18 protein-coding genes are annotated in these 20,095 nt (G+C 67.8%); 9 read left to right on the top strand and 9 right to left on the bottom strand.

Annotated features, from left to right (window positions below; all coding sequences use genetic code 11):
* Positions 1-156 precede the first annotated feature (156 nt).
* A complete protein-coding gene (locus tag ACFXNW_RS04810; protein WP_379415895.1) occupies positions 157-771 on the bottom strand; it encodes a hypothetical protein in 615 nt (204 codons plus the stop codon).
* A gap of 202 nt (positions 772-973) precedes the next feature.
* Between ACFXNW_RS04810 and dusB the strand changes: the two genes are divergently transcribed.
* From dusB to phoU, 3 genes are all read left to right on the top strand, one after another.
* Entirely contained in the window at positions 974-2,119 is a 1,146-nt protein-coding gene (dusB, locus tag ACFXNW_RS04805) for a tRNA dihydrouridine synthase DusB (protein ID WP_379416302.1), read from the top strand.
* A gap of 234 nt (positions 2,120-2,353) precedes the next feature.
* On the top strand, positions 2,354-4,843 hold the full coding sequence (locus ACFXNW_RS04800) for an LCP family protein (RefSeq protein WP_379415894.1): 2,490 nt from the start codon (positions 2,354-2,356) through the stop codon (positions 4,841-4,843).
* A gap of 65 nt (positions 4,844-4,908) precedes the next feature.
* Entirely contained in the window at positions 4,909-5,571 is a 663-nt protein-coding gene (phoU, locus tag ACFXNW_RS04795) for a phosphate signaling complex protein PhoU (protein WP_379415891.1), read from the top strand.
* A 185-nt stretch (positions 5,572-5,756) separates the two neighbouring features.
* Here phoU and pstB read toward each other — a convergent pair whose 3' ends face one another.
* The 6 genes from pstB to ACFXNW_RS04765 form a co-directional block, all read right to left on the bottom strand.
* Complete coding sequence (pstB, locus tag ACFXNW_RS04790; RefSeq protein WP_379415890.1) at positions 5,757-6,533, bottom strand: phosphate ABC transporter ATP-binding protein PstB; 777 nt, start codon at positions 6,531-6,533, stop codon at positions 5,757-5,759.
* 19 nt (positions 6,534-6,552) lie between these two features.
* Entirely contained in the window at positions 6,553-7,458 is a 906-nt protein-coding gene (gene pstA, locus ACFXNW_RS04785) for a phosphate ABC transporter permease PstA (protein ID WP_379415889.1), read from the bottom strand.
* Positions 7,458-8,432, bottom strand: a complete 975-nt coding sequence (pstC, locus tag ACFXNW_RS04780) for a phosphate ABC transporter permease subunit PstC (RefSeq protein ID WP_379415887.1) — start codon at positions 8,430-8,432, stop codon at positions 7,458-7,460. The genes pstA and pstC overlap by 1 nt, the downstream gene beginning before the upstream one ends.
* Positions 8,433-8,523: 91 nt before the next feature.
* Entirely contained in the window at positions 8,524-9,633 is a 1,110-nt protein-coding gene (pstS, locus tag ACFXNW_RS04775) for a phosphate ABC transporter substrate-binding protein PstS (RefSeq protein WP_379415885.1), read from the bottom strand.
* A 284-nt stretch (positions 9,634-9,917) separates the two neighbouring features.
* Positions 9,918-10,835, bottom strand: a complete 918-nt coding sequence (mshD, locus tag ACFXNW_RS04770; protein ID WP_379415883.1) for a mycothiol synthase — start codon at positions 10,833-10,835, stop codon at positions 9,918-9,920.
* A gap of 116 nt (positions 10,836-10,951) precedes the next feature.
* Complete coding sequence (locus ACFXNW_RS04765) at positions 10,952-11,716, bottom strand: winged-helix domain-containing protein (protein WP_379416301.1); 765 nt, start codon at positions 11,714-11,716, stop codon at positions 10,952-10,954.
* A 148-nt stretch (positions 11,717-11,864) separates the two neighbouring features.
* Here ACFXNW_RS04765 and ACFXNW_RS04760 point away from each other — a divergent pair, with 148 nt between their 5' ends.
* The 6 genes from ACFXNW_RS04760 (at position 11,865) to ACFXNW_RS04735 (ending at position 16,020) form a co-directional block, all read left to right on the top strand.
* A complete protein-coding gene (locus ACFXNW_RS04760; protein ID WP_379415881.1) occupies positions 11,865-12,668 on the top strand; it encodes an LmeA family phospholipid-binding protein in 804 nt (267 codons plus the stop codon).
* On the top strand, positions 12,665-13,099 hold the full coding sequence (locus tag ACFXNW_RS04755) for a thioredoxin family protein (protein WP_379415880.1): 435 nt from the start codon (positions 12,665-12,667) through the stop codon (positions 13,097-13,099). Before ACFXNW_RS04760 ends, ACFXNW_RS04755 begins: the two co-directional genes overlap by 4 nt.
* Positions 13,100-13,390: 291 nt before the next feature.
* A complete protein-coding gene (locus ACFXNW_RS04750) occupies positions 13,391-13,951 on the top strand; it encodes a DUF4395 domain-containing protein (protein ID WP_379415878.1) in 561 nt (186 codons plus the stop codon).
* A gap of 29 nt (positions 13,952-13,980) precedes the next feature.
* Positions 13,981-14,814: a sulfurtransferase gene (locus tag ACFXNW_RS04745; RefSeq protein ID WP_379415877.1), complete on the top strand. Its 834-nt coding sequence runs from the start codon at positions 13,981-13,983 to the stop codon at positions 14,812-14,814.
* A 5-nt stretch (positions 14,815-14,819) separates the two neighbouring features.
* Positions 14,820-15,125: a DUF1416 domain-containing protein gene (locus ACFXNW_RS04740; RefSeq protein WP_163827652.1), complete on the top strand. Its 306-nt coding sequence runs from the start codon at positions 14,820-14,822 to the stop codon at positions 15,123-15,125.
* 187 nt (positions 15,126-15,312) lie between these two features.
* The gene (locus tag ACFXNW_RS04735) at positions 15,313-16,020 is read left to right on the top strand and encodes an FABP family protein (RefSeq protein WP_379415875.1); all 708 of its coding nucleotides are present in this window, start codon (positions 15,313-15,315) and stop codon (positions 16,018-16,020) included.
* A gap of 288 nt (positions 16,021-16,308) precedes the next feature.
* Here the strand turns inward: ACFXNW_RS04735 and cydC are convergent, their stop codons facing one another.
* Together cydC and ACFXNW_RS04725 are read right to left on the bottom strand one after the other, a co-directional pair.
* The gene (gene cydC, locus ACFXNW_RS04730; RefSeq protein WP_379415873.1) at positions 16,309-18,150 is read right to left on the bottom strand and encodes a thiol reductant ABC exporter subunit CydC; all 1,842 of its coding nucleotides are present in this window, start codon (positions 18,148-18,150) and stop codon (positions 16,309-16,311) included.
* Positions 18,143-20,095 carry an ABC transporter ATP-binding protein/permease gene (locus ACFXNW_RS04725; protein ID WP_379415871.1) on the bottom strand — a complete coding sequence of 651 codons (1,953 nt, stop codon included), beginning with the start codon at positions 20,093-20,095 and terminating at the stop codon, positions 18,143-18,145. The genes cydC and ACFXNW_RS04725 overlap by 8 nt, the downstream gene beginning before the upstream one ends.

Raw genomic sequence — 20,095 nt, 5'->3', positions numbered from 1 at the left:
CCGCACAGCACTACTAGCCGGTACCGGTGGCTTCGGTTATTTTATAAGACGCCAGAATGGCGGCTCGGCGGTCGGTTTGGGTCGGCGGGCGCTTCATTGTGATCAGCGTCGGCTGTAGCACCCGGACCGCTGGGTGTGCACAGCCGCGATAGTGCGCTACTTCAGCGAGAGCGCACCGTCGACCCCACCCACTTGGGTGATCTTCCAGTCGGCGCCCTCATCGATCGTCACGTTGTAGCTGACGGTGGTCTGCGCGCCGTCCGGGGTCTGGGCATTGGTGGAGTTCACGTTGACGAACACGCTCACCTGGTAGATGCCGTTGTCCTCGGACATCACCTTCGCGGTGATCGGCGACGCGGTGGAGGTCCACTTCAGCGGTACCAGGAGGTCTTTCAGCAGTGGCACGGTCGAGTCCATCTTGCCCGCCAGCTGATCAGTGGTGCCCGCCTTGAGGCTGCTCACCCAGCCGTTGATGTCCTGGTAGTTCACGGTTGCCGCACCGACGGCGTACTCGGTGGCGACCTGTTCGGCGCGGGCGTCGGCCGCAGCGCGCGCCTCGCGGTCGGCGACATCGCCGCGCGCGAACCACCACAGTGCGGCGAGCACCACGACGGCGATCGCCAACGCACCGATAACGGCGCCACGGACGATGGTCGAGACCTGCACCGAGACGGTGCCGGGTCGGTTGGATTCGGGTGTCGGCGCCGTAGGAGCCGCAGCGGCTTCCTTGTCGATGGTCGCGGTGGCGCCGCTTCCGGAGTGCTCGGTCATTGATCCTCTTTCGATCGCATACCGCATCGCACAAACTCCCCGGCGGCGATGCCTTGCGAACATGAGGCTAACGAATTGGTCACAAGTGTCTCGAACCGAGGGTCACATACACCACTTGACCGGCCGATCGCCTCCGGCCCGGGTGTGAGCCGATCGACGCGCTGAGCAGTGCCGGGCGGATGAGACACTGGAGGGCGTGACGATGACGACGAGCGAGCTGAGCACAGCGCTGCGGATCGGACCGTATCCGGTCGATCCGGCGGTAGTGCTCGCGCCGATGGCCGGAATCACGAATCTGGCGTTCCGCAAACTGTGCCGCGAATTCGGCAGCCCGACCTCGATCTATGTCTGCGAGATGATCACCGCCCGCGCGGTGGTGGAACGCAACGAGAAGACCCTGCACATGATGTCGTTCGACGAGGACGAACATCCGCGGTCGATGCAGCTCTACGGCGTCGACCCGGCCACGCTCGGCGAGGCCGTGCGCATCATCGTCGGCGAGGGCTGGGCCGATCACATCGACCTCAACCTCGGTTGCCCGGTCCCCAAGGTGACCAGGCTCGGTGGTGGTGCGGCACTGCCGTACAAGCGGGCACTGTTCGCCCGGATCGTGCGCGAAATGGTCGCCGGGGCCGAGGCCGCCGGTGTCCCGGTGACGGTGAAGTTCCGCATCGGCATCGACGACGACCACCTGACCTACCTGGACGCGGGCCGGATCGCCGAAGCCGAGGGCGCCGCCGCGGTCGCGCTGCACGCGCGCACGGCCGCTCAGCGCTATTCCGGGCAGGCCGACTGGTCGGCGATCGGCCGGCTCAAAGAAGCCGTCACGACGATCCCGGTACTCGGCAACGGCGATATCTTCTCCGCCGACGATGCCGTACGCATGATGGACGAGACCGGCTGCGATGGTGTCGTCGTCGGGCGCGGCTGCCTCGGCAGGCCGTGGTTGTTCGCCGAGTTGCAGGCCGCGCTGCGGGGCGAGCCGCTGCCCGAACCGCCGAACCTCGGCCGCGTCGGCGAGGTGCTGTATCGGCACGGCGCACTGCTCTCGGAGCACGACGGCGAGGACAAGGCCATGCGTGACCTGCGCAAACACATGGCCTGGTACCTGATGGGGTTCCCGGTCGGGGCGAATCTGCGCCGGTCGTTCGCGACCGTGTCGAGCCTGGCCCAGCTCGAGGACCTGATCGGTCAGCTCGATCCCACCGCGCCGTTCCCCCGCGATGCCGAGGGCCCTCGTGGCCGTCAAGGCTCACCGGGAAAGGTCGCGCTGCCGCACGGCTGGCTCGACGATCCGGACGATCCGGCCGTCCCCGCGGGTGCCGACCTGATGCACAGCGGCGGCTGAATCCGGCGCCGATATCGCGATCGGGCAACCACCCAGCATTCGCTTCGGCATATGACGTTTCGGTAGGCCCGGGCTTGCGTCGGGTGGCCGACCGTGGCGGAATCGTTATCATTGCGGAATCACTTCGGTCGGCCGGATGCGGTGGCAACAGCACCGCACCCGGCCGATCAGCGGTAAGACTGGATTCAACAGTCCGGCCGAGCAATGAGACAGAACGAAAAGCGAGGTTCGTTGGTGGGTGACGATCGGCACGGGCATTCGCCACGGCCCGGAGGTCGCGCCCCGTGGGAGCGGTATCCCGCGGCGGGTTCCCCCGAACAAGACGGCGCCGACGCGCCGCGCAGATCCCGCCATGCCGATGTCACGCCGGATACCGAGTCCACGTCGATCTCGGTCCAGGATCTCGTCAACCGGGTAGACAACGAGCGCACCGGCAGGCGCCGGGCCGCCGAGCCCGCACCGGGCCGCGGTCCCGAGCCGCAGGGGCGCCCCGCACCCCAACGTCAGCCGCAGTCCCCGCAGCGACGGCCCGACACCGCATCGCGGCAGCCGATCGCGCCGGACCAGCGACCCGCACCGGGCGCCAGGCAGGGCAGGCCGCCACAGCCGGCCCCCGGGCTCGATCAGCAGCCCCCTCCCCAGCGCCGCCCCGCGGCGAACCAGCGACAGTCGGCCCCGCCCCCGCCCGATGAGGGCAGGCGGTCCGCGCAGCGTCGCGGTGAGCCGACCCAGCGCCGAGGGATCGACCCCATCGCCGGTGAGACCCCGCTCCCGCCCGCTGACGCATCGCGGCGCGGCAGGGAGACCGGTGCGATGCGACGTCAGCCGGATGCCGCACGGCGGACCGGTGAACCCGGGACCGCGGGACCGACCCGCCCGGACCCGAAACGCCGACAGCCCGCCCCCGCCGCATCCGATTCAGCGGCGCTCGAGCCCACCTCGGGCCGCGGCCGGCAATCGGGCAGCACACCATCGCGCGGAGCCGGGAAGACAGGTGCGTCGCCGGTCGTCCAGGACATCGCGGGCACAGCGGAGGCGAGTAGGCGTGGGAACCCGGACCCACCGGAGGTCGTCACCGATGTCATCCCGCCGGTCGACGAGACCAAACGTCCCGGCCGGGCTCGGGCCAAGACCGGCTCCTGGCCGACCACCGAAAACGCCGCAACGCCGGAAGCCGTCGGTGCGCCGCGGCGGACCCGGCTGGCGGAGAGCAAGCTGCGCAAGCATCGCCGCGCGCGCCTGGCCGGGCGGGCCGCGCTTGCCGTCTCAGCCGCCGTCGCGCTGCTGATCACCGGCGGCGGCTGGACCTACTTGCGCGCCGGCGAAAATGGCCTCAACCAGGTCTCGGCGCTCGGCGACAACTCCGAAGACGTCATCGACGGCAACGCACAGCTCGGCGATGAGAACTACCTCATCGTCGGCACCGATACCCGCGCAGGCGCGAACGGGGAGCTGGGCGCGGGAACCATCGAAGATGCCGAAGGTGCCCGCGCCGACACGGTGCTGTTGGTCCACGTTCCGAAAAACCGCCAGCGCGTGGTCATGGTGTCCTTCCCTCGCGACCTGGATGTCACTCGACCCAAATGCGACGGCTGGGACAATGCGAAGAACGGCTACACCGAGGAGAGCTACGCCTCGGAGATGGGCGCCAAGCTCAACGCGGTGTACGCGCTCGGCGGGCCCAAGTGCCTGGTATCGACCATCCAGCGGTTGACCGGCAGCACCATCAACCATTTCATCGGCATCGATTTCGCCGGCTTCGAGGCGATGGTCGATCAGGTGGGTGGGGTCGAGGTCTGCACGACCGAACCGCTCATCGACGACGAGCTCGGCACCGTACTGGACAAGGCGGGCAAGCAGACCATCAACGGTGAGACCGCGCTCAACTACGTGCGCGCCCGCAAGGTCTACGGCGAGATCCGCGGCGACTACGACCGCATCAACCGGCAGCAGAAATTCCTGGCTTCGCTGCTACGGACCGCGCTGTCGAGCAAAGTCCTGCTCGACCTCGGCAAGCTCAACGGATTCATCAAGGCCTTCTCTGACGCCACCTTCGTCGACAAGGTCAAGCCGGACGACCTGCTGACCCTCGGCCGCTCGCTGGCGAAGGTGGATGCCGGTGCGGTCACGTTCCTGACCATCCCGACCGCGGGCACCACCACCTACGGCAACGAGATCCCGCGCGAAACCGACATCAAGGCCATTTTCAAGGCGATTCGTGATGACCGGCCGTTGCCGGGTGAAAAGCCGGGTGCGGCTGCGCCGACCCCGCCGGACACGCCCGCAGCACCCGCGCCACCCGCCTACGTGGCCGTGGACCCGAGCACCGTGTCGCTGCTGGTCTCCAACGGCTCCGGGGTCAGTGGCCAGGCCGCCACCGCTGCCAACAAGCTGAACAACGTGGGCTTCCCGATCTACAACACCGGCAACTACACCGGGGGTACGACGGATACCACGATCGTGCGTTACTCGACCGGCTACGAGGCGGAGGCCGCCACGGTCGCCAGCGCGATCCCCGGCGCGAGCATCGCGTCGGCCGAGGAGGAGGACCTGGGCGGCATCATCGAAGTCGTTCTGGGCTCCGATTACCAGGGCGTTGTCAATGAGCCGGCCGCCGTCGGCCAGGCGATCACCGACGTCCCCGCCGCGGCCGCGAGCGCAACGACGGCCCCGCTGCCCGATGATCTCGAGCACATCAACGCCGCCGACGACATCTGCTCCTGACCCGGCCCCGGCATTTCACCCGCTGTTCGTGACTTGGACAGCGCCGGGAACTAGTGTCAGTTTTCATGCGTGTCATCTACAACGAGCAAATGGCCGGTCTCGCTCAGCTGTTGGGCGAGATGGCCGGTCTCGCGGGTTCGGCCATGGAGCGGGCCACCCAGTCGCTGCTCCAGGCCGACCTGTCGTTGGCCGAACAGGTGATCAGTGAGTACGACCGGATCTCGGAGATGATCTCCGATGTCGAAGAACGGACGTTCGCGCTGCTCGCGCTGCAGGCGCCGGTCGCGGGTGATCTGCGGCAGGTGGTCAGCGCCATCCAGATCGTCAACGACGTCAACCGGATGGGTGCGCTGGCCCTGCACGTCGCCAAGGTGACCCGCAGGCGGCACCCGAACCACGCGGTGCCCGAATCGGTCAACGGCTACTTCGCCGAAATGGGCCGGATCGCGGTCAGCATGGGTGCCAGCGCCAAGGAAGTGCTCGAAACCCGCGATCCCGAACGCGCGGCCCAGCTCAACCAGGAAGACGAGGCGATGGATGATCTGCATCGCCACCTGTTCACCCTGCTGATGGACCGCGATTGGAAGTACGGGGTCGCCGCGGCCGTCGATGTCACGCTGCTCGGCCGCTATTACGAGCGCTTCGCCGACCACGCCGTCGAGATCGGCCGCCGAGTGGTCTTCCTGGTCACGGGTGAGCTGCCGCCGGACCAAGACGCCGAGGTTTAATACAAAGAAGAAGGAGGGTCCGCGATGCTCGCGGACCCTCCTTTGCTCACCGCCACAACTGATCTGGCGCGGTCCGGGTAACTCACCGGGTACGGGCGAACCCGACCACCAGCTCTACCGCCGGCCGCCAACGCCTCGCCCGTGACACCCGAGTCCGGCCAGAATCGCGGGGAGGCGGATGAGCTTTACCCGAAGCGACCCGAGATGTAGTCCTCGGTCTGCTTCTGCGACGGGTTGGAGAAGATCTTCTCGGTGTCGTCGATCTCGATCAGCTTGCCGGGCTTGCCCTGGGCCTCGAGGTTGAAGAAACCGGTCTGGTCACTCACGCGCGCGGCCTGCTGCATGTTGTGGGTGACGATGACGATGGTGAATTCCTTCTTGAGCTCGGTGATCAGGTCCTCGATCGCCAGGGTGGAGATCGGGTCCAGCGCCGAACACGGTTCGTCCATCAGCAGCACGTCCGGCGAGACCGCGATGGCGCGGGCGATGCACAGACGCTGCTGCTGACCACCGGACAGGCCACCGCCGGGCTTGTCGAGCCGGTCCTTGACCTCGTTCCACAGGTTCGCCCCGCGCAGTGAGCGCTCGGCGACCTCGTCGAGTTCCTTCTTGCTTCGCACACCCTGCAGCTTCAGCCCGGCCACCACGTTGTCGCGAATCGACATGGTGGGGAACGGGTTCGGGCGCTGGAAGACCATGCCGATGGTGCGGCGCACACCGACCGGGTCGATCTGCGAGCCGTAGATGTCCTCACCGTCGAGCATTACCGCCCCCTCGACGCGGGCGCTCGGGGTGACCTCGTGCATCCGGTTGAGCGAACGCAGCACGGTGGACTTACCGCAGCCCGACGGCCCGATGAAGGCGGTGACGCTGCGGGGCAGCACAGTCAGATCTACGTCGGCCACGGCATGGAATTTGCCGTAGTAGATGTTCAGGTCTTTGATATCGATCCGCTTGGCCATCGTGGGTATCCGTTCGCTTCTATCGGTTCCGCGTGAGCAGTTTGTTGACCGCGGCGGCGGCCAGGTACAGCAGCGCGATCATCAGGATCAGGGTCAGCGCCGCGCCCCACACCCGAAGCCGGCCGGCCGGTTCGGGGTTCGCCAGCTCTTGGTAGATCAGCAGCGGCAGCGAGGCCATATTGCCGTCGAAAACGTTGAAGTTGATCGATTTGCTGTAGCCGACCAGCACCAGCACCGGCGCGGTCTCGCCCATGACGCGGGCGAGGGCGAGCAGGATGCCGCTGATCATGCCGGGCAGCGCGGTCGGGACGACGATGCGCAGGATGGTCTTCCACTTCGGCACGCCGAGCGCGTAGGAGGCTTCACGCAGTTCGTCGGGGACGAGCTTGAGCATTTCCTCGGTGCTGCGCACCACCACCGGCAGCATCAGCAGCACCAGGGCCAGCGAGACCGCGAGTGCGCTCTGCGGGAAGCCCATGGTCGCGATCCACAGCGCGAAGATGAACAGCGCGGCGACGATCGACGGGACGCCGGCGAGGATGTCGACCATGAAGGTGGTCACCTTGGCCAGCCTGCCGCGGCCGTATTCGACCAGGTAGATGGCTGCCATGATGCCCAGCGGCACCGCGATGATCGCGGCGACGGCCGACTGGACGATGGTGCCGTAGATCGCGTGGTACACACCGCCCGCGGTCTGGTCGGGCAGCACGCCCTTCTGCGAATTGGTCCACCATTCGGGGGCGACAATCGCTTCGAAACCCTTGCTGACCACCATCCACAGCACCCACACCAGCGGGATCAGCGCGATGCCGAACGACAGCGTGATCAGGCCGGTGGCGAGGTTGTTGCGGATCCGGCGGCCGGTGCTCACATGCCGGAAGGTCGGTGCCTTGACCGGCTTGTCGAGCGTCGTCGTCGTAGTCATCACTGGTTGACCTTTCCGCCGGACGCCAGCCGGGCCAGCGCGTTGACCACGAAGGTCAGGGCGAACAGCACGAAGCCCGCGGCGATGTAGGCGCCGGTGGGCAGCGCGGAGCTGAACTCCGCGGCCGAGGCGGCGATGCGCGAGGCGAAGGTGTAGCCGCCGTCGAACAGCGACCAGCTGCCGGCCTGTGCGGCGGTACGCAGCACGATGAGCACCGCGATGGTCTCACCGAGCGCGCGGCCGAGGCCGAGCATGGATCCGGCGATGACACCGCTGCGGCCGTAGGGCAGCACCGTCATCCGTACGACTTCCCATTTGGTCGCGCCGAGCGCCTGGGCGGCCTCGATATGCGAGACCGGGGTCAGCGCGAACACTTCGCGCGAGACCGAGGTGATGATCGGCAGGATCATCACCGCGAGAATCACACCCGCGGTGAAGATCGTGCCGCCACCGGAGATGGAGACGTTGCCGTCGGCGAACAGGAAGAACCAGCCCAGCTTCTCGTTGAGGAAACGCTGCACCGGTTCGATCTGGGGCGCCAGCACAAGAAAGCCCCACAAACCGAAGACGATCGAGGGCACCGCGGCCAGCAGATCGATCAGCATCGCGAACGGCTTGGCCATGCGGCTCGGCGCGTAGTGGGTCAGGAACAGTGCGATGCCGACGCCGATCGGCACCGCGACCACCAGCGCGAAGATCGAGCTCAGCACCGTGACCATGAACAGGTCGCGAATACCGAACCGCAGGTGGTCGGCATCGGTGGTGGAGAACTCGGTGCTGGTGAAGAAGTTGGCCTCGTTGGCCATGACCGAGGGAACCGCGCGAATCAATAGGAACAGCGCGATCAGCGCGATGGCGCCGACGATCGTCGCGCCTGCTGCCGTGGCCAGCGACCGGAAGATCGTTTCGGTCCGCTGGCTGTGGGGCTGTCGTCCCTTGACAGAAGGTGTCTCGGGCTTGGGTTCGCTCGACATAGGCGCAGTATCTCCAGCCGCCTGCCGGCTCGTCGACTTCGACGAACCGGCGGGGGCCACCTCAGGGTGCACGGTCATGGCTGGCTGACGATCAGGAGATGGCGTTGATCGCGGCAGTCAGCCGGGTCTTGAACTGGTCCGGGATCGGGATGTATCCGGCGCCCTCCAGACCCTCCTGGCCGTTGGTGACGGCCGAGGTCAGGAACGCCTTGACGGCGGTGGCCGTGTCGGCGTCGGAGTACTTGGAGCACACGATCTCGTAGGTCGCCATCACGATCGGGTAGGCCCCGGCCTGAGTCGGCTTGTAGAACGACGAGGTGTCGAGGGCCAGGTCGTTGCCCTCACCCTTGATCTTCACGCCATCGATCGCCTTACCGGCCGAATCGACCGACAGGGTCACCGGCTCCGGGCTCGCCGAGGTGATGATCTGCGCGATGGACAGATCCTGCGCCTTGGCGAAAGCCCACTCGTTGTAGGTGATCGAGTTCTTGGTGTTGTTCACCGCGGCCGAGGTGCCCTCGTTGCCCTTGGCGCCCTCGCCGACACCGCCGGCGAAGACCTTGCCCGCGCCCTTGCCCCAGGCGCCGTCGGAGGCGGCGTCGAGGTAGAGCTGGAAGTTGTCGGTGGTGCCGGAGTCGTCGCTGCGGAAAACCACCGCGATGGGCTCGGCGGGCAGCGCGGCATTCGGGTTCAGCGCCTTGACCTCGGGGGCGTCCCAGGTCTTGATGGTGCCGTTGAAGATCTTGGCGGCGGTCGGGCCGTCGAGCACGAGGTCGGTGACGCCGTCGATGTTGTAGGTGATGGCGATGGGACCGAAGACGGTCGGCAGGTTCCAGGCCGGCGAGGCGCAGCGCTGCTCGGCCTTGACGGGCTCGTCCTTCTTCGCGCTCAGCGGCGAGTCGGAGCCACCGAAATCGGTCTGGTTGCCGATGAACTCGCTGACGCCCGCGCCGGAACCGCTCGAGGTGTAGTTGAGAGTCTGGCCGTCGCAGTTGGTCTCGTACGCCGCGGTGAAGATCTCCATGGCGTTCTTCTGCGAAGACGCGCCACTGGCCTTCAACGCTTCCTTACCGCCGCAGGCGACATTGGTGTTCGCCTCGGTACCGGTGGCCGAGGTGTTGTCGTCGCTGCCACAACCGGCGAGCGTCATGGCCCCGGCGGCCAGCACACCGACGAGTGCGCTGCTGCGCTTGAAGTTCACAATTCCTCCGCATGTTGCGTACTACTCGCCCGGCCCCTCACCGGCCCGGGCGGGTGATGTGGTGCGGTTCGCGGGGAACTTGCGCACCAGGCAGCGCCTGCTGCCCACAAGTAACGTAGATTCGCCCGGTTGACAGTTGGACCAGGCTGGGTGAACGGAAGGTGAACAGCCTGACGATAACCGCGCTGACCGCTGTGACATTTGCCCCACATTTACTCGAGCTCCCCTGATCGTCTGATTACCGTTCAGTTGGGTGAGGTGTTCGTGTCCGGTTCGCCCGGATATCAGCTCGCGTGGTCAGCGGCGGTGTAGGCGGCATCCACATGGGCGACGGTGAAGCCGAGCCGGGTGTAGGTGCGCACTGCGGACTCGTTGTCGGCCTCGGTATACAACAGCACCGCGCTCAGCCCGCGATCACGCAGATAGTGCAGACCCGCCAGGGTGAGCAGCCTGCCGAGGCCTCGGCCCTGCGCCGCCGGATCGATGCCGACCACGTAGACCTCACCGAGCGGTGGGTCGAGTTCGGTGTGGACCTTCGTCCAGTGAAATCCCAGCAGCCGATCGGGCTCGGCCGGATCGACCGCGACGAACAGACCCTTCGGGTCGAACCAGGGCTCGTCGCGGCGCACCGCGATATCGCGCTCGGTCCAGCCGCCCTGCTCCGGATGCCAGGCGAAGGCGGCGTTGTTGACCCGCAGCAGCTCGGCGTCGTCGTCCGGGCCCGCGTAAGTGCGCAGCAGAATGCCTTCCGGCGCCGCCAGTTCGGGTAGCTCTTCGGTAGCCAGATCGCGGCGCATCTGCCACAGTTCCCGCGCGATCGTCAGCCCGAGCCGCGCCGACACCGCACGCGCGGCGGGCAGGTTCCCGTGGGCCCAGACCCGCGCTCCCACACCGCCCGCCGACAGCGCTTCGGCGACCAACTCGGTGCCGTATCCGTTGCCGCGGGCCTCGGGATCGACCACGACCTCCGTCATCGCCGGATGATCACCGTGCGCGGGCGCGAGGTTCGCGTAGCCGATCACCGCATCCTCGCGCAGACCCACCAGATGACGGGCCGCACCCGGCTCCCGGAGCGACAGCACGGCTTGTTCGGAGACAGGTGCCACGCCGTCGGCTTCCACCGCTCGATCCAGCGACGCCCGGACCTGTTCGGCGATCCCGGCGTCGAGCTGATCGCTCCAGCGCAACGTCATGTCGCTCATTCGCATACCACCCATCCACTGTGCCGCAGAAAACCCCGGAGTCGCACTACCCGCCAATTTAGCGGCAAAACGGGCATTCCCCACCGCTGGCGAGCGGCCCGTTATCTACCGTGCCGTTATTGGGCGTTACCGTTGATCGGGGTCAGCGGGGAGTCGTCGGAACCGTTGGTTTCCTCTTCGGGGAAGCTCGGCGCTTCGCCCTTGGCATTGGCGCGCGCCGGCCGCACGGCCTTGTAGCCAACATTTCGGACGGTGCCGATCAGCGATTCGTATTCGCTGCCGAGCTTGGCGCGCAGCCGCCGTACGTGAACGTCGACGGTGCGGGTGCCGCCGAAGAAGTCATAGCCCCACACCTCCTGCAACAGCTGGGCGCGGGTGAACACCCGCCCCGCATGCTGGGCCAGGTATTTCAGCAGCTCGAATTCCTTATAGGTGAGATCGAGCGGACGGCCACGCAGCCGGGCCGTATAGGTCCCCTCATCGATCACCAGCTCGCCGAGGGTGATCTTGCCGGTGCTCTCCGGGCTCGCGACACCACCGTTGCGGCCGACCAGCAGCCGCAGGCGCGCGTCCAGTTCTGCCGGGCCGGTACCCGGCAGCAGGATGTCGTCCAGACCCCAGTCGGCGTTGACGGCGACCAGGCCGCCCTCGGTGAGCACCGCCACCACCGGCACCGATGATCCGGTGCTGCCGAGCAGGCGGCACAGTCCGCGGGCGGCGGCGAGGTCGGTGCGCGCGTCGACCAGGGCGACGTCCGCGGTCCCGGCCTCGAGCAGCGAGGCCACCTCCGTCGGCGCGGGACGCACCGTATGCGCCAGCAGCGCGAGCGAGGGCAGCACCGAATCCGGGTTGGGGTCGGACGTGAGCAGGAGCAGCTCCACAAGCACTCCTCCCATTTCGTAGCTACGCGAAAGCCCGGCATCGTCGCCGCGTGCCACGTCGCTGGTCACAGGTGATCGGATGCAAGATTAGCGCGTATGAGCCGATGAGCTTGTCATCCGGGTGAGCGGCCCAGTTACTGTTCATCACATGCGCAAGCTGATTATCGGGCTGCTGTGTCTCGCGGGACTGGCGGTGGTCATCGATTTCGGCGCCGCCGCGTATTCGGAGTACCGCGTGTCCCGGTCCCTGCGCGAAGGCGCCGATCTGAGCGCCGACCCAGAGGTGACCTTCCACGGTTTCCCGTTCCTGCGTCAGGCGTTCAACGGCCGCTACGACAACATCGAGATCCACGCACGCAGCATGCGTCCGGACATCCCCGGTGAGATCGCCGTCGAGGCGACCCTCACCGGCATGCGGCTGCCACTGGGCGACCTGGTCGACGGCCAGGTCCGCAGCGTGCCGGTGGACCGGGTCGACGTGCGCATGCGGGTGGAACCGATCGAGCTCGGCAGACTGTTCGGCATTCCCGACCTGCAGGTTCATTCCCGTCCGGCGGACAAATCCGACGGCACCGGCGGCTCTGGCGGCACGGGTATGACCACTGCGGGCGCCCTGGTGCTGACCGGAACCCTGCCCAAGGCACCGACCGGACAGTTCGGCGCGAAGATCGCAGGCGAGCGCGTCAGCGTCCAGGCCGATCTGCTGCTGGACGGCGATCAGATCCGCGTCATCGCCACCGGCTTCTACCGCGGCCCCGACGACACCTCCAGCGTCGTCGTCCCCGAGGCCGACGCCCCCGCCGTGCTGGCCCGATTCACCCGTACCATCGATACGAAGGAACTTCCGTTCGGCATCCGGCCCACCGAGGTCTTCGCGCTCGGCGGCCAGATCGTCGTCGAGGGCAGGGGTGAGAACGTGACGATCGACCTCGACAGATTGCGGCGACAATGATCGAAATCACAATTCTGGTGGTGATGCTGCTGGCCGGTGTCGCCGTCGGGCTGTATCTACGCAGCCGCGAAGGCACCGTCCGCCCGGCCACTCTCGACAGTGGCACCGATGAACGCGCCGAGCTGCTTGCCGCCGCGGGCGTCACCGGATCCGGTCCCGCCGTGCTGCATTTCTCCGCCGACTGGTGCGGCCCGTGCACGGCCGTGCGTCGCGTAGTCGCCGGTGTCACCGAGGATTTGGCCGATTCGCCGCAGCCGCCGCGCGATATCGAGGTCGATATCGATGCCGACCCCACCCTGGCCAAGGCGCTCAATGTGATGTCGCTGCCGACCACGTTCGTCTTCGATGCCGAGGGCCGCGAGCGCTTCCGCATCTCCGGTGTCCCGCAAGTCGGCGATCTGCGCAGTGCGCTGACGCCGCTGACAGTCTGAAAACCGGCCGTCGACCTGGCCGGACAGCTTCTCGATCAACCCGGGCTCCAATTCTCCCCGGGAATTGGGTAAACTGCCTTCCGTGCAATCCCACCGCGAGCTGATGCTCACCCGACGCCGCACAGTTGATCTGTGTCGGCTCGGTGGTTGTTGCTGCCTGTGCCGCTGATCGGTCGGCCCGCTCAGATTTCCTGACGCCGACCAGCGTTCGCCGCGCGAGAGATCCCTTGATCCCCCGGCGAATTGGCAAATTTCCCGCCGAACAGCATCTCGAGCGCAGGAGTACCTCCGATGTCCACCGATTCCATTGAATCTTCCGGAACCAGGTCGATCCCGGCCGGTTTCGTCGACGTGCGCGGACCGCGCTTCGTCGCATGGATCACCACGGCCGTCCTGGTCCTGGTCCTGATCGCCGCCGCCTTCTCCCCCGTGACCGCCGCCGTACTCATCGCGGCACAGGCGGTCGTCTTCGGACTCGGCGCCGTCAACGGGCCCAAACGTCACCCGTACGGCCGCATCTACGCGAACCTCGTCGCCCCGCGCTCGGGCCCGGTCGCTGTATCCGATACGGCGCTCGCGGGTCCCTCCGTGGTTACGCAAGCTGCCTCCTCCGGTCCCGTCGCTCCCGCCGGGACCGAACCCGAGGCACCGCTGCGGTTCGCCCAACTACTCGGCCTGGCCTTCACGGCCGTGAGCCTGCTGGGCTTCGTGCTCGGCGCCCCCGTCGTCGGCGCGATCTTCGCCGGCTTCGCTCTGTTCGCCGCGTTCCTGAATGCGGCGTTCGGGATCTGCCTCGGCTGCCGGATCTATCCGCTGGTAGCCCGTTTCCGCCGGACCCCGGCACCGAACTGACCCTGCAAGTCACCACCGAAAGGAACAACATGGCCCGCTCCGATGTCCTGGTCTCCGTTGACTGGGCCGAAGAGAACCTCAACGCCCCCGGCGTGGTCTTCGTCGAGGTCGACGAGGACACCTCCGCCTACGACGGCGGTCACATCGAGGGCGCCGTCCGGCTCGACTGGAAGAAGGACCTGCAGGATCAGGTTCGTCGTGATTTCGTGAACCAGGAGCAGTTCTCCGATCTGCTCTCGGCGCGCGGTATCGCCAACGACGACGAAGTCGTGCTCTACGGCGGCAACAACAACTGGTTCGCCGCATACGCCTACTGGTACTTCAAGCTGTACGGCCACAACAACGTCAAGCTGCTCGACGGCGGTCGTAAGAAGTGGGAGCTCGACGGCCGTCCGCTGTCCACCGCTGCGGTCAGCCGCCCGGCCACCCAGTACAAGGCGTCCGCCCCGGATGTGTCGATCCGCGCGTTCCGCGACGAGGTCATCGCGGCCATCGGCGCCAAGAACCTGGTCGACGTCCGGTCCCCTGACGAGTTCACCGGCAAGATCCTGGCTCCCGCGCACCTGCCGCAGGAGCAGAGCCAGCGTCCCGGCCACATCCCCGGCGCCATCAACGTGCCGTGGAGCAAGGCCGCGAACGAGGACGGCACCTTCAAGTCCGACGACGAGCTCACCACGATCTACGCCGAGGCCGGCCTGGACGGCTCCAAGGACACCATCGCCTACTGCCGCATCGGTGAGCGTTCCTCGCACACCTGGTTCGTGCTGCAGGAGCTGCTGGGCCACCAGAACGTCAAGAACTACGACGGCAGCTGGACCGAATACGGTTCGCTCGTCGGCGCACCGATCGAGTTGGGAGCGTAATCAATATGTGTGCAGCACCTACCCAGGGCCAGGCCATCCCCGCGGGGGTCGACGTGGAGAAGGAGACGGTCATCACCGGTCGTGTCCTGAGCACCGACGGCCAGCCGGTGGGCGGCGCGTTCGTGCGCCTGCTCGACGGCAACGGTGATTTCACCGCCGAGGTCGTGGCGTCGGGGACCGGTGACTTCCGGTTCTTCGCCGCGCCGGGCGCGTGGACCGTGCGTGCGCTGAGCTCGGCGGGCAACGGCTCGGCCGAGGTCCGCCCCGAGGGCGCGGGCATCCACAGCGTGGACGTCGCGGTCGCGAAGTAACTCTTCGCTTCGGCAACAACGGCCCCGTGGCCTCCCCGTCAGGGGGCTACGGGGCCGTTTGCGTATCGCCGCACGGCAATAGCTAGACTCCAGATGTGGTCCTCTTCTTCGAGATTCTGCTGGTGGCTGTGTCCATCCTCATCGGATGGTTCGGCCTGTATGTCTTCTACCGGCTCTTCACCGAATCATGAGTGATCTCGCGAGCGAAGGTTCCGATCCGGCCGAGCGAGCGAGTGAGAACATGAACGGCAACGCCCCGGCCGAACAGCCGGAGCGGCGTAGCGGCGATCAGGCCGTGGCCGACGCCGTCGAGCGGGCGAAATCGACCGGCGCCCGCAATATCCCGGTGCTGCCGGACCTTCCGCTGCCCGAGGACACCGCGAATCTGCGGCTCGGGCCGGATCTGAGTTCGGCCATGCTCGCACTGCTGCCGATGGTCGGCGTCTGGCGCGGTGAGGGCGAGGGCAACGATCCCGAGCGTGGCGATTACCGGTTCGGTCAGCAGATCATCGTCTCCCATGACGGCGGTGACTTCCTGGCCTGGGATTCCCGCTCCTGGGTCATCGATTCCGACGGCAGCTACGGCGGCCCCGATCTGCGCGAGACCGGCTTCTGGCGGGTCGGCACCGACGCCGACGACGAGGTCATCGAACTGTTGCTGACGCACAGCTCCGGCATCGTCGAGCTGTTCTACGGTGAGGCGCTGACCCAGTCGTCCTGGGAGCTGGCCACCGATGTGGTGATCCGCAGCCAATCCGGTGTGGTCGTCGGCGGCGCCAAGCGGCTGTACGGGATCGTCGAGGGCGGGGATCTGGCCTACGTCGAGGAGCGTGTGGTCGCGGACGGGCCGTTGGCGCCTCGGCTGTCGGCGCGGTTGCAGCGCTATATCGGCTGAGCTGCTCCACCGAGCGCGGTATCCCGATTCGGGTGCCGCGCTTTTCTCTGTCTTCCTGTGGATATGGAACGACCCCCGAGCCGTTCCGGTGTGCTCGGCACATCGGTCCCGATCGGACAGGATCGGGGACTCGGGGGTCGGGTGACTGCCTGGGATTCACTATCAGCGCCCTCGCCGACGGGAATCCGTACAGCGGTGACGCCTAGTTGGCAGCCACCTCACGCGTCCAAGAGTCAAACATTCTTCAGACCACCTCCTTCCTTGTGTACTGACGAATCTAGCCACGCGTCACGAGGTCGGCAACGGAATTTCGCGTGGGGCGGAACTGGTGGTTTCACGGCCGTCCACAACCTTGCTGACCTGGCCTGATGCGTCGACGTGCAGGACGAGGTCGGCGGGATGGTCGGGCGGCAGCTGGTGTGTGACGACGACCACTGTCCGGTCCGGTTCGACCAGCCCGCTGTGCTCGTCGAGCAGCGCCCGCAGCAGCTCCGCGCCCGCTTCCGCCTCCAGGTGTTCGGTCGGCTCATCGAGGAGCAGGACACCTGCCGGCGAGATGAGCGCCCGCGCGAGCAGGATCCGACGCCGCTGACCACCGGAGACCGCCGCCGCACCGCCGACCAGATCGGTGTGAATGCCTTCCGGCAGGGAGTCGAGCCACGGGCCCGCACCAACCGCACGCAGCGCACGCTCGCCCCTCTGGGCCGTGAGATCGCCGCGCGCGACCCGCAGGTTCTCGAGGACGCTGGTGCCGAAGAGGTGGGCGTCCTCGGCGAAGAAGGTGATGCCGGGGACCGGGGTGTCGAATAGACCCGCCCACGCCATCAGGAGGGTGGTCTTGCCTGCGCCGCTAGGGCCGATCACCGCGATTCGACGGGCGTCCGGCCGTTGCGGGTAGCCGCTGAGGGGATCGTGCGCCGACCCGGACGTCCCGGCAGCTCGAGGGTGGTCGGAATTTCGGTGCGGCGACAGAGCCTGCGACGAGCCGGCAGCGGTGGGGTCGACCGCAGGCAGGCCCCCGGGCATGCCGCCGGAGCCGTCGCCGAGCAGATTCGGTTCGGAGGCACTGGCTGCTTCGAGCCTGTGCAGTGCGGCGCGGGCAGTGGTGAGGGTCTGGGCGGCGGCGGGGAGCGGGCCGACGGCCTCAAAGGCCGACAGCGGCAGCAGGACCAGGATGGTCAGGGCCATCGGGGTCATGGCACCGGGGGCGCCGCCGTTCGGGCCGTAGAGGGTGATGCCCATGAGCAGGGCGCCGAGCACGCTGGCACCGATGGACAGCGGGGTGGCGGCGGCCGACCAAGCGCTGCGGGAGGCGGCGGCGTCTTCGGCGGCGACGGCGCGCTTGCTCGCGGCCGAAGCCGCGGCCATGGCGTCGTCCAGGCGGCCGGCGACGCGCAGTTCGGCGGCGTGGTCGAGGACCGTCAGGGCCTGTGCGGTGAATTCGGCTCGGTCGGCGCGCACCGCCCGTTCTGCCGCGGCCGCGGCGCGTGCCGACAGCCAGGGTGCGATGACGCCCGAAACGACCAGCGCCACGGCCAGAATCGCGGCGGCACCGATCGAGATGAGACCGAGCAGCACCACGGCGGCAACCGACAGCACCAGCGCCACCGCGATCGGCACGAACGACCGCACCACCACCGCGCCGAGGTCGTCGATATCGCTGCCGACCCGCACCAGCAGGTCACCGCGGCGAAGGTGCGTGGCCGATCGCCCTGCCGAAAGCGCGGCGCCCTGCTTCTCGACCGAGACTGTGGTGGATGCGTTGCGTACGACAGTCGCCGGGGCCGAACTCCGTCGCGGTATCCACAGATCCGACCGGGCCAATGCCCGATAGGTCGCCGTCCGCGCCGTCGTCATCGCCCGCAACGCCACATCATGGGTGGCCAGCCGCTCCAGATACCGGCACAGCCCGCGCGAAATACCGAGCGCACGCACCGCCACCACCGCAACGGTCAGATCCAGCACCGGCGGCATCTGCCACGCCCGCGCGATCAACCACGCCGCCAGCGCGGCCAGCGCCAGCCCACTCCCCAGCGCCAGCACACCCCATCCGACGGCGACAGCCACCCGCCACGGGGACATCCGCAGCATGATCCACATCGCCCGCAGGTCCCGCACGACCTCAGACATAGAGGCCCTCCCCGATCTCCGAAAGCCGTGTGGAGGCCGGTACTTCGATCACCTTGTCCGCCATGGCGAGCAACGGCGGGCGGTGGGCGACGATGACGACGGTCGCCCCGGCACGGGCGCGGGCGGTGAGTGTGGCAAGGACACCGGCCTCACTCTCGGCGTCGAGGTGGGCGGTGGGTTCGTCGAGCAGGAGGATGGGGCGGTCGGCGGCCAGGACGCGGGTGAGCGCCATGCGCTGGCGTTGGCCGAGGGACAGGCCCGCACCGCCCGCGCCGACCCTGGTATCCCAGCGGTCCGGGAGCCCGTCGAGAACCGCGTCGAAACCGGTTGCCGCGCAGGCGGCCTCGAGTTCGTCGAGCACGCGCGCCGACTGTGTGCGTGCGGGCTCGGCGACGCGTGCACCTAGCAACTCCAAGTTCTCCCGCAAGGTGCCGGGTACCAGCACCGGACGCTGCGGCAGCCACGCGACCCTGGCCCACCACCGGGTCGCATCGAGGTCGGCCACGTCGATACCGTCGACCTTCACGACCCCGCGGTCCGGTGCGATCAACCCGAGAACCGCTTGCAGCACAGTCGATTTACCGCAACCGTTGGGGCCGGTCAGCACCGACACCCGCCCCGGCTCGAGCACCGCCGAAAGGCCATCGGGCGCCATACCGTCGCGGGCTCCGACACTGAGGTCGCGCAGTTCGATGAGCCCGCTGGCAGGCGAATCGGTCGCAGCCGAACGCCCCACCCCTGGCGAATCCAGGCTGTGCCCGACGGCGTCACGCCCGGCGCTCGGATCAGCCGCATCTTGCTTGGGCCGAGAATCCGAAGAACCCGCGCCACCCGGATCGAGCACCGCGAAAGCCTTGTCCGCCGCCGCCATTCCGTCCTGCGCAGCGTGGAACCGCTCCCCCACAGTCCGCAGCGGCAAATACACCTCCGGCGCAAGCACCAGCGCGACAACCCCCGCGTACAGGCTCATTTCGCCGAAGACCAGTCGCAGGCCGATGGAGACGGCGATGAGCGCGACCGACAGGGTCGCCAGCATCTCCAGCACCATCGAGGACAGGAAGGCGATCCGCAGCGCGGACATCGTGCGGCGGCGTAGATCGTCGCCGAGTTCCTGGACCCGGCCGGCCATTGTGCGGGGCTGGGCGTCCGGTCGATCCGACGCCGGTGCGGGTGCGGCCTTCGCGCCCGCGCGCGACGAACCGTCGGCACCGGCCGTGTTCCCGGCCTCGGCCACGGCGACCGACGGGCCACGTGCGCCGGTAACGCCCGATTCGCCCGCCGCGCTCTCGCGCCCCAGCGCGCGCAGCGTCGGCATGCCGGCGAACAGATCCAGCAGCTGATCCGACAGCCGGGTGGTGGCGTCGAGGGTGGCGCGCGACCGGCCTTCGGTGAGCAGCCCGATGAGGATCATGAAGATCGGGATCAGCGGCAGCGTGATCACCACGATGACGCCGGAGGCCAGATCGTGCGCAGCGATGACGACAAGCACCACCGGCGGCACCAGCACCGCAAGTATCAGCGCGGGCAGATAACCGACCAGGTAGCCGCGCAATCCGGACAACCCGCTACCGACCACAACCGCCAGTTCGGTTCTGCGTGATTCCAGCTCCCGTGGCGGCAACTGCGCCCCGGCCTCGAGCACCGACTGCTCGAGTTCGGCGACCACCGAGGCGCCAGCTCGGTGCGCCACCCTGGCCTGCGCCCAGGTGGCGAGCACCCGGCAGCCGACGGCCAGCGCGAGCACGATCAACTCGACGCTCCATACGCCGATCTCTCGGGCACCGGGATCGGTGATCACACCCGCCAGCACTCGCCCGATCATCACCGCGGCGACCACGATGGTGATCGTCGTCAGGACCGACAGCCCGACACTGAGTGCCAGATAGCGCCGCGCCGAACGCGCGTACCGCCACAGGCGCGGGTCGATGGGCGCGCGACGGGCCAT

The sequence above is a fragment of the Nocardia sp. NPDC059180 genome, assembly GCF_042754945.1.
Classification (GTDB): domain Bacteria; phylum Actinomycetota; class Actinomycetes; order Mycobacteriales; family Mycobacteriaceae; genus Nocardia.
The sequence above is the reverse complement of the archived record's forward strand: the minus strand, read 5'-3'. Positions and strand labels throughout refer to the sequence as shown.

Excerpts from the sequence above, each read along its gene's own strand:
- ACFXNW_RS04810 (WP_379415895.1), bottom strand. The coding sequence starts at position 771 with ATGACCGAGCACTCCGGAAGCGGCGCCACCGCGACCATCGACAAGGAA.
- dusB (WP_379416302.1), top strand. The coding sequence starts at position 974 with ATGACGACGAGCGAGCTGAGCACAGCGCTGCGGATCGGACCGTATCCG.
- phoU (WP_379415891.1), top strand. The coding sequence starts at position 4,909 with ATGCGTGTCATCTACAACGAGCAAATGGCCGGTCTCGCTCAGCTGTTG.
- pstB (WP_379415890.1), bottom strand. The coding sequence starts at position 6,533 with ATGGCCAAGCGGATCGATATCAAAGACCTGAACATCTACTACGGCAAA.
- pstA (WP_379415889.1), bottom strand. The coding sequence starts at position 7,458 with ATGACTACGACGACGACGCTCGACAAGCCGGTCAAGGCACCGACCTTC.
- pstC (WP_379415887.1), bottom strand. The coding sequence starts at position 8,432 with ATGTCGAGCGAACCCAAGCCCGAGACACCTTCTGTCAAGGGACGACAG.
- mshD (WP_379415883.1), bottom strand. The coding sequence starts at position 10,835 with ATGAGCGACATGACGTTGCGCTGGAGCGATCAGCTCGACGCCGGGATC.
- ACFXNW_RS04760 (WP_379415881.1), top strand. The coding sequence starts at position 11,865 with ATGCGCAAGCTGATTATCGGGCTGCTGTGTCTCGCGGGACTGGCGGTG.
- ACFXNW_RS04755 (WP_379415880.1), top strand. The coding sequence starts at position 12,665 with ATGATCGAAATCACAATTCTGGTGGTGATGCTGCTGGCCGGTGTCGCC.
- ACFXNW_RS04750 (WP_379415878.1), top strand. The coding sequence starts at position 13,391 with ATGTCCACCGATTCCATTGAATCTTCCGGAACCAGGTCGATCCCGGCC.
- ACFXNW_RS04745 (WP_379415877.1), top strand. The coding sequence starts at position 13,981 with ATGGCCCGCTCCGATGTCCTGGTCTCCGTTGACTGGGCCGAAGAGAAC.
- ACFXNW_RS04740 (WP_163827652.1), top strand. The coding sequence starts at position 14,820 with ATGTGTGCAGCACCTACCCAGGGCCAGGCCATCCCCGCGGGGGTCGAC.
- ACFXNW_RS04735 (WP_379415875.1), top strand. The coding sequence starts at position 15,313 with ATGAGTGATCTCGCGAGCGAAGGTTCCGATCCGGCCGAGCGAGCGAGT.
- cydC (WP_379415873.1), bottom strand. The coding sequence starts at position 18,150 with ATGTCTGAGGTCGTGCGGGACCTGCGGGCGATGTGGATCATGCTGCGG.
- ACFXNW_RS04725 (WP_379415871.1), bottom strand. The coding sequence starts at position 20,095 with ATGGCCCGTCGCGCGCCCATCGACCCGCGCCTGTGGCGGTACGCGCGT.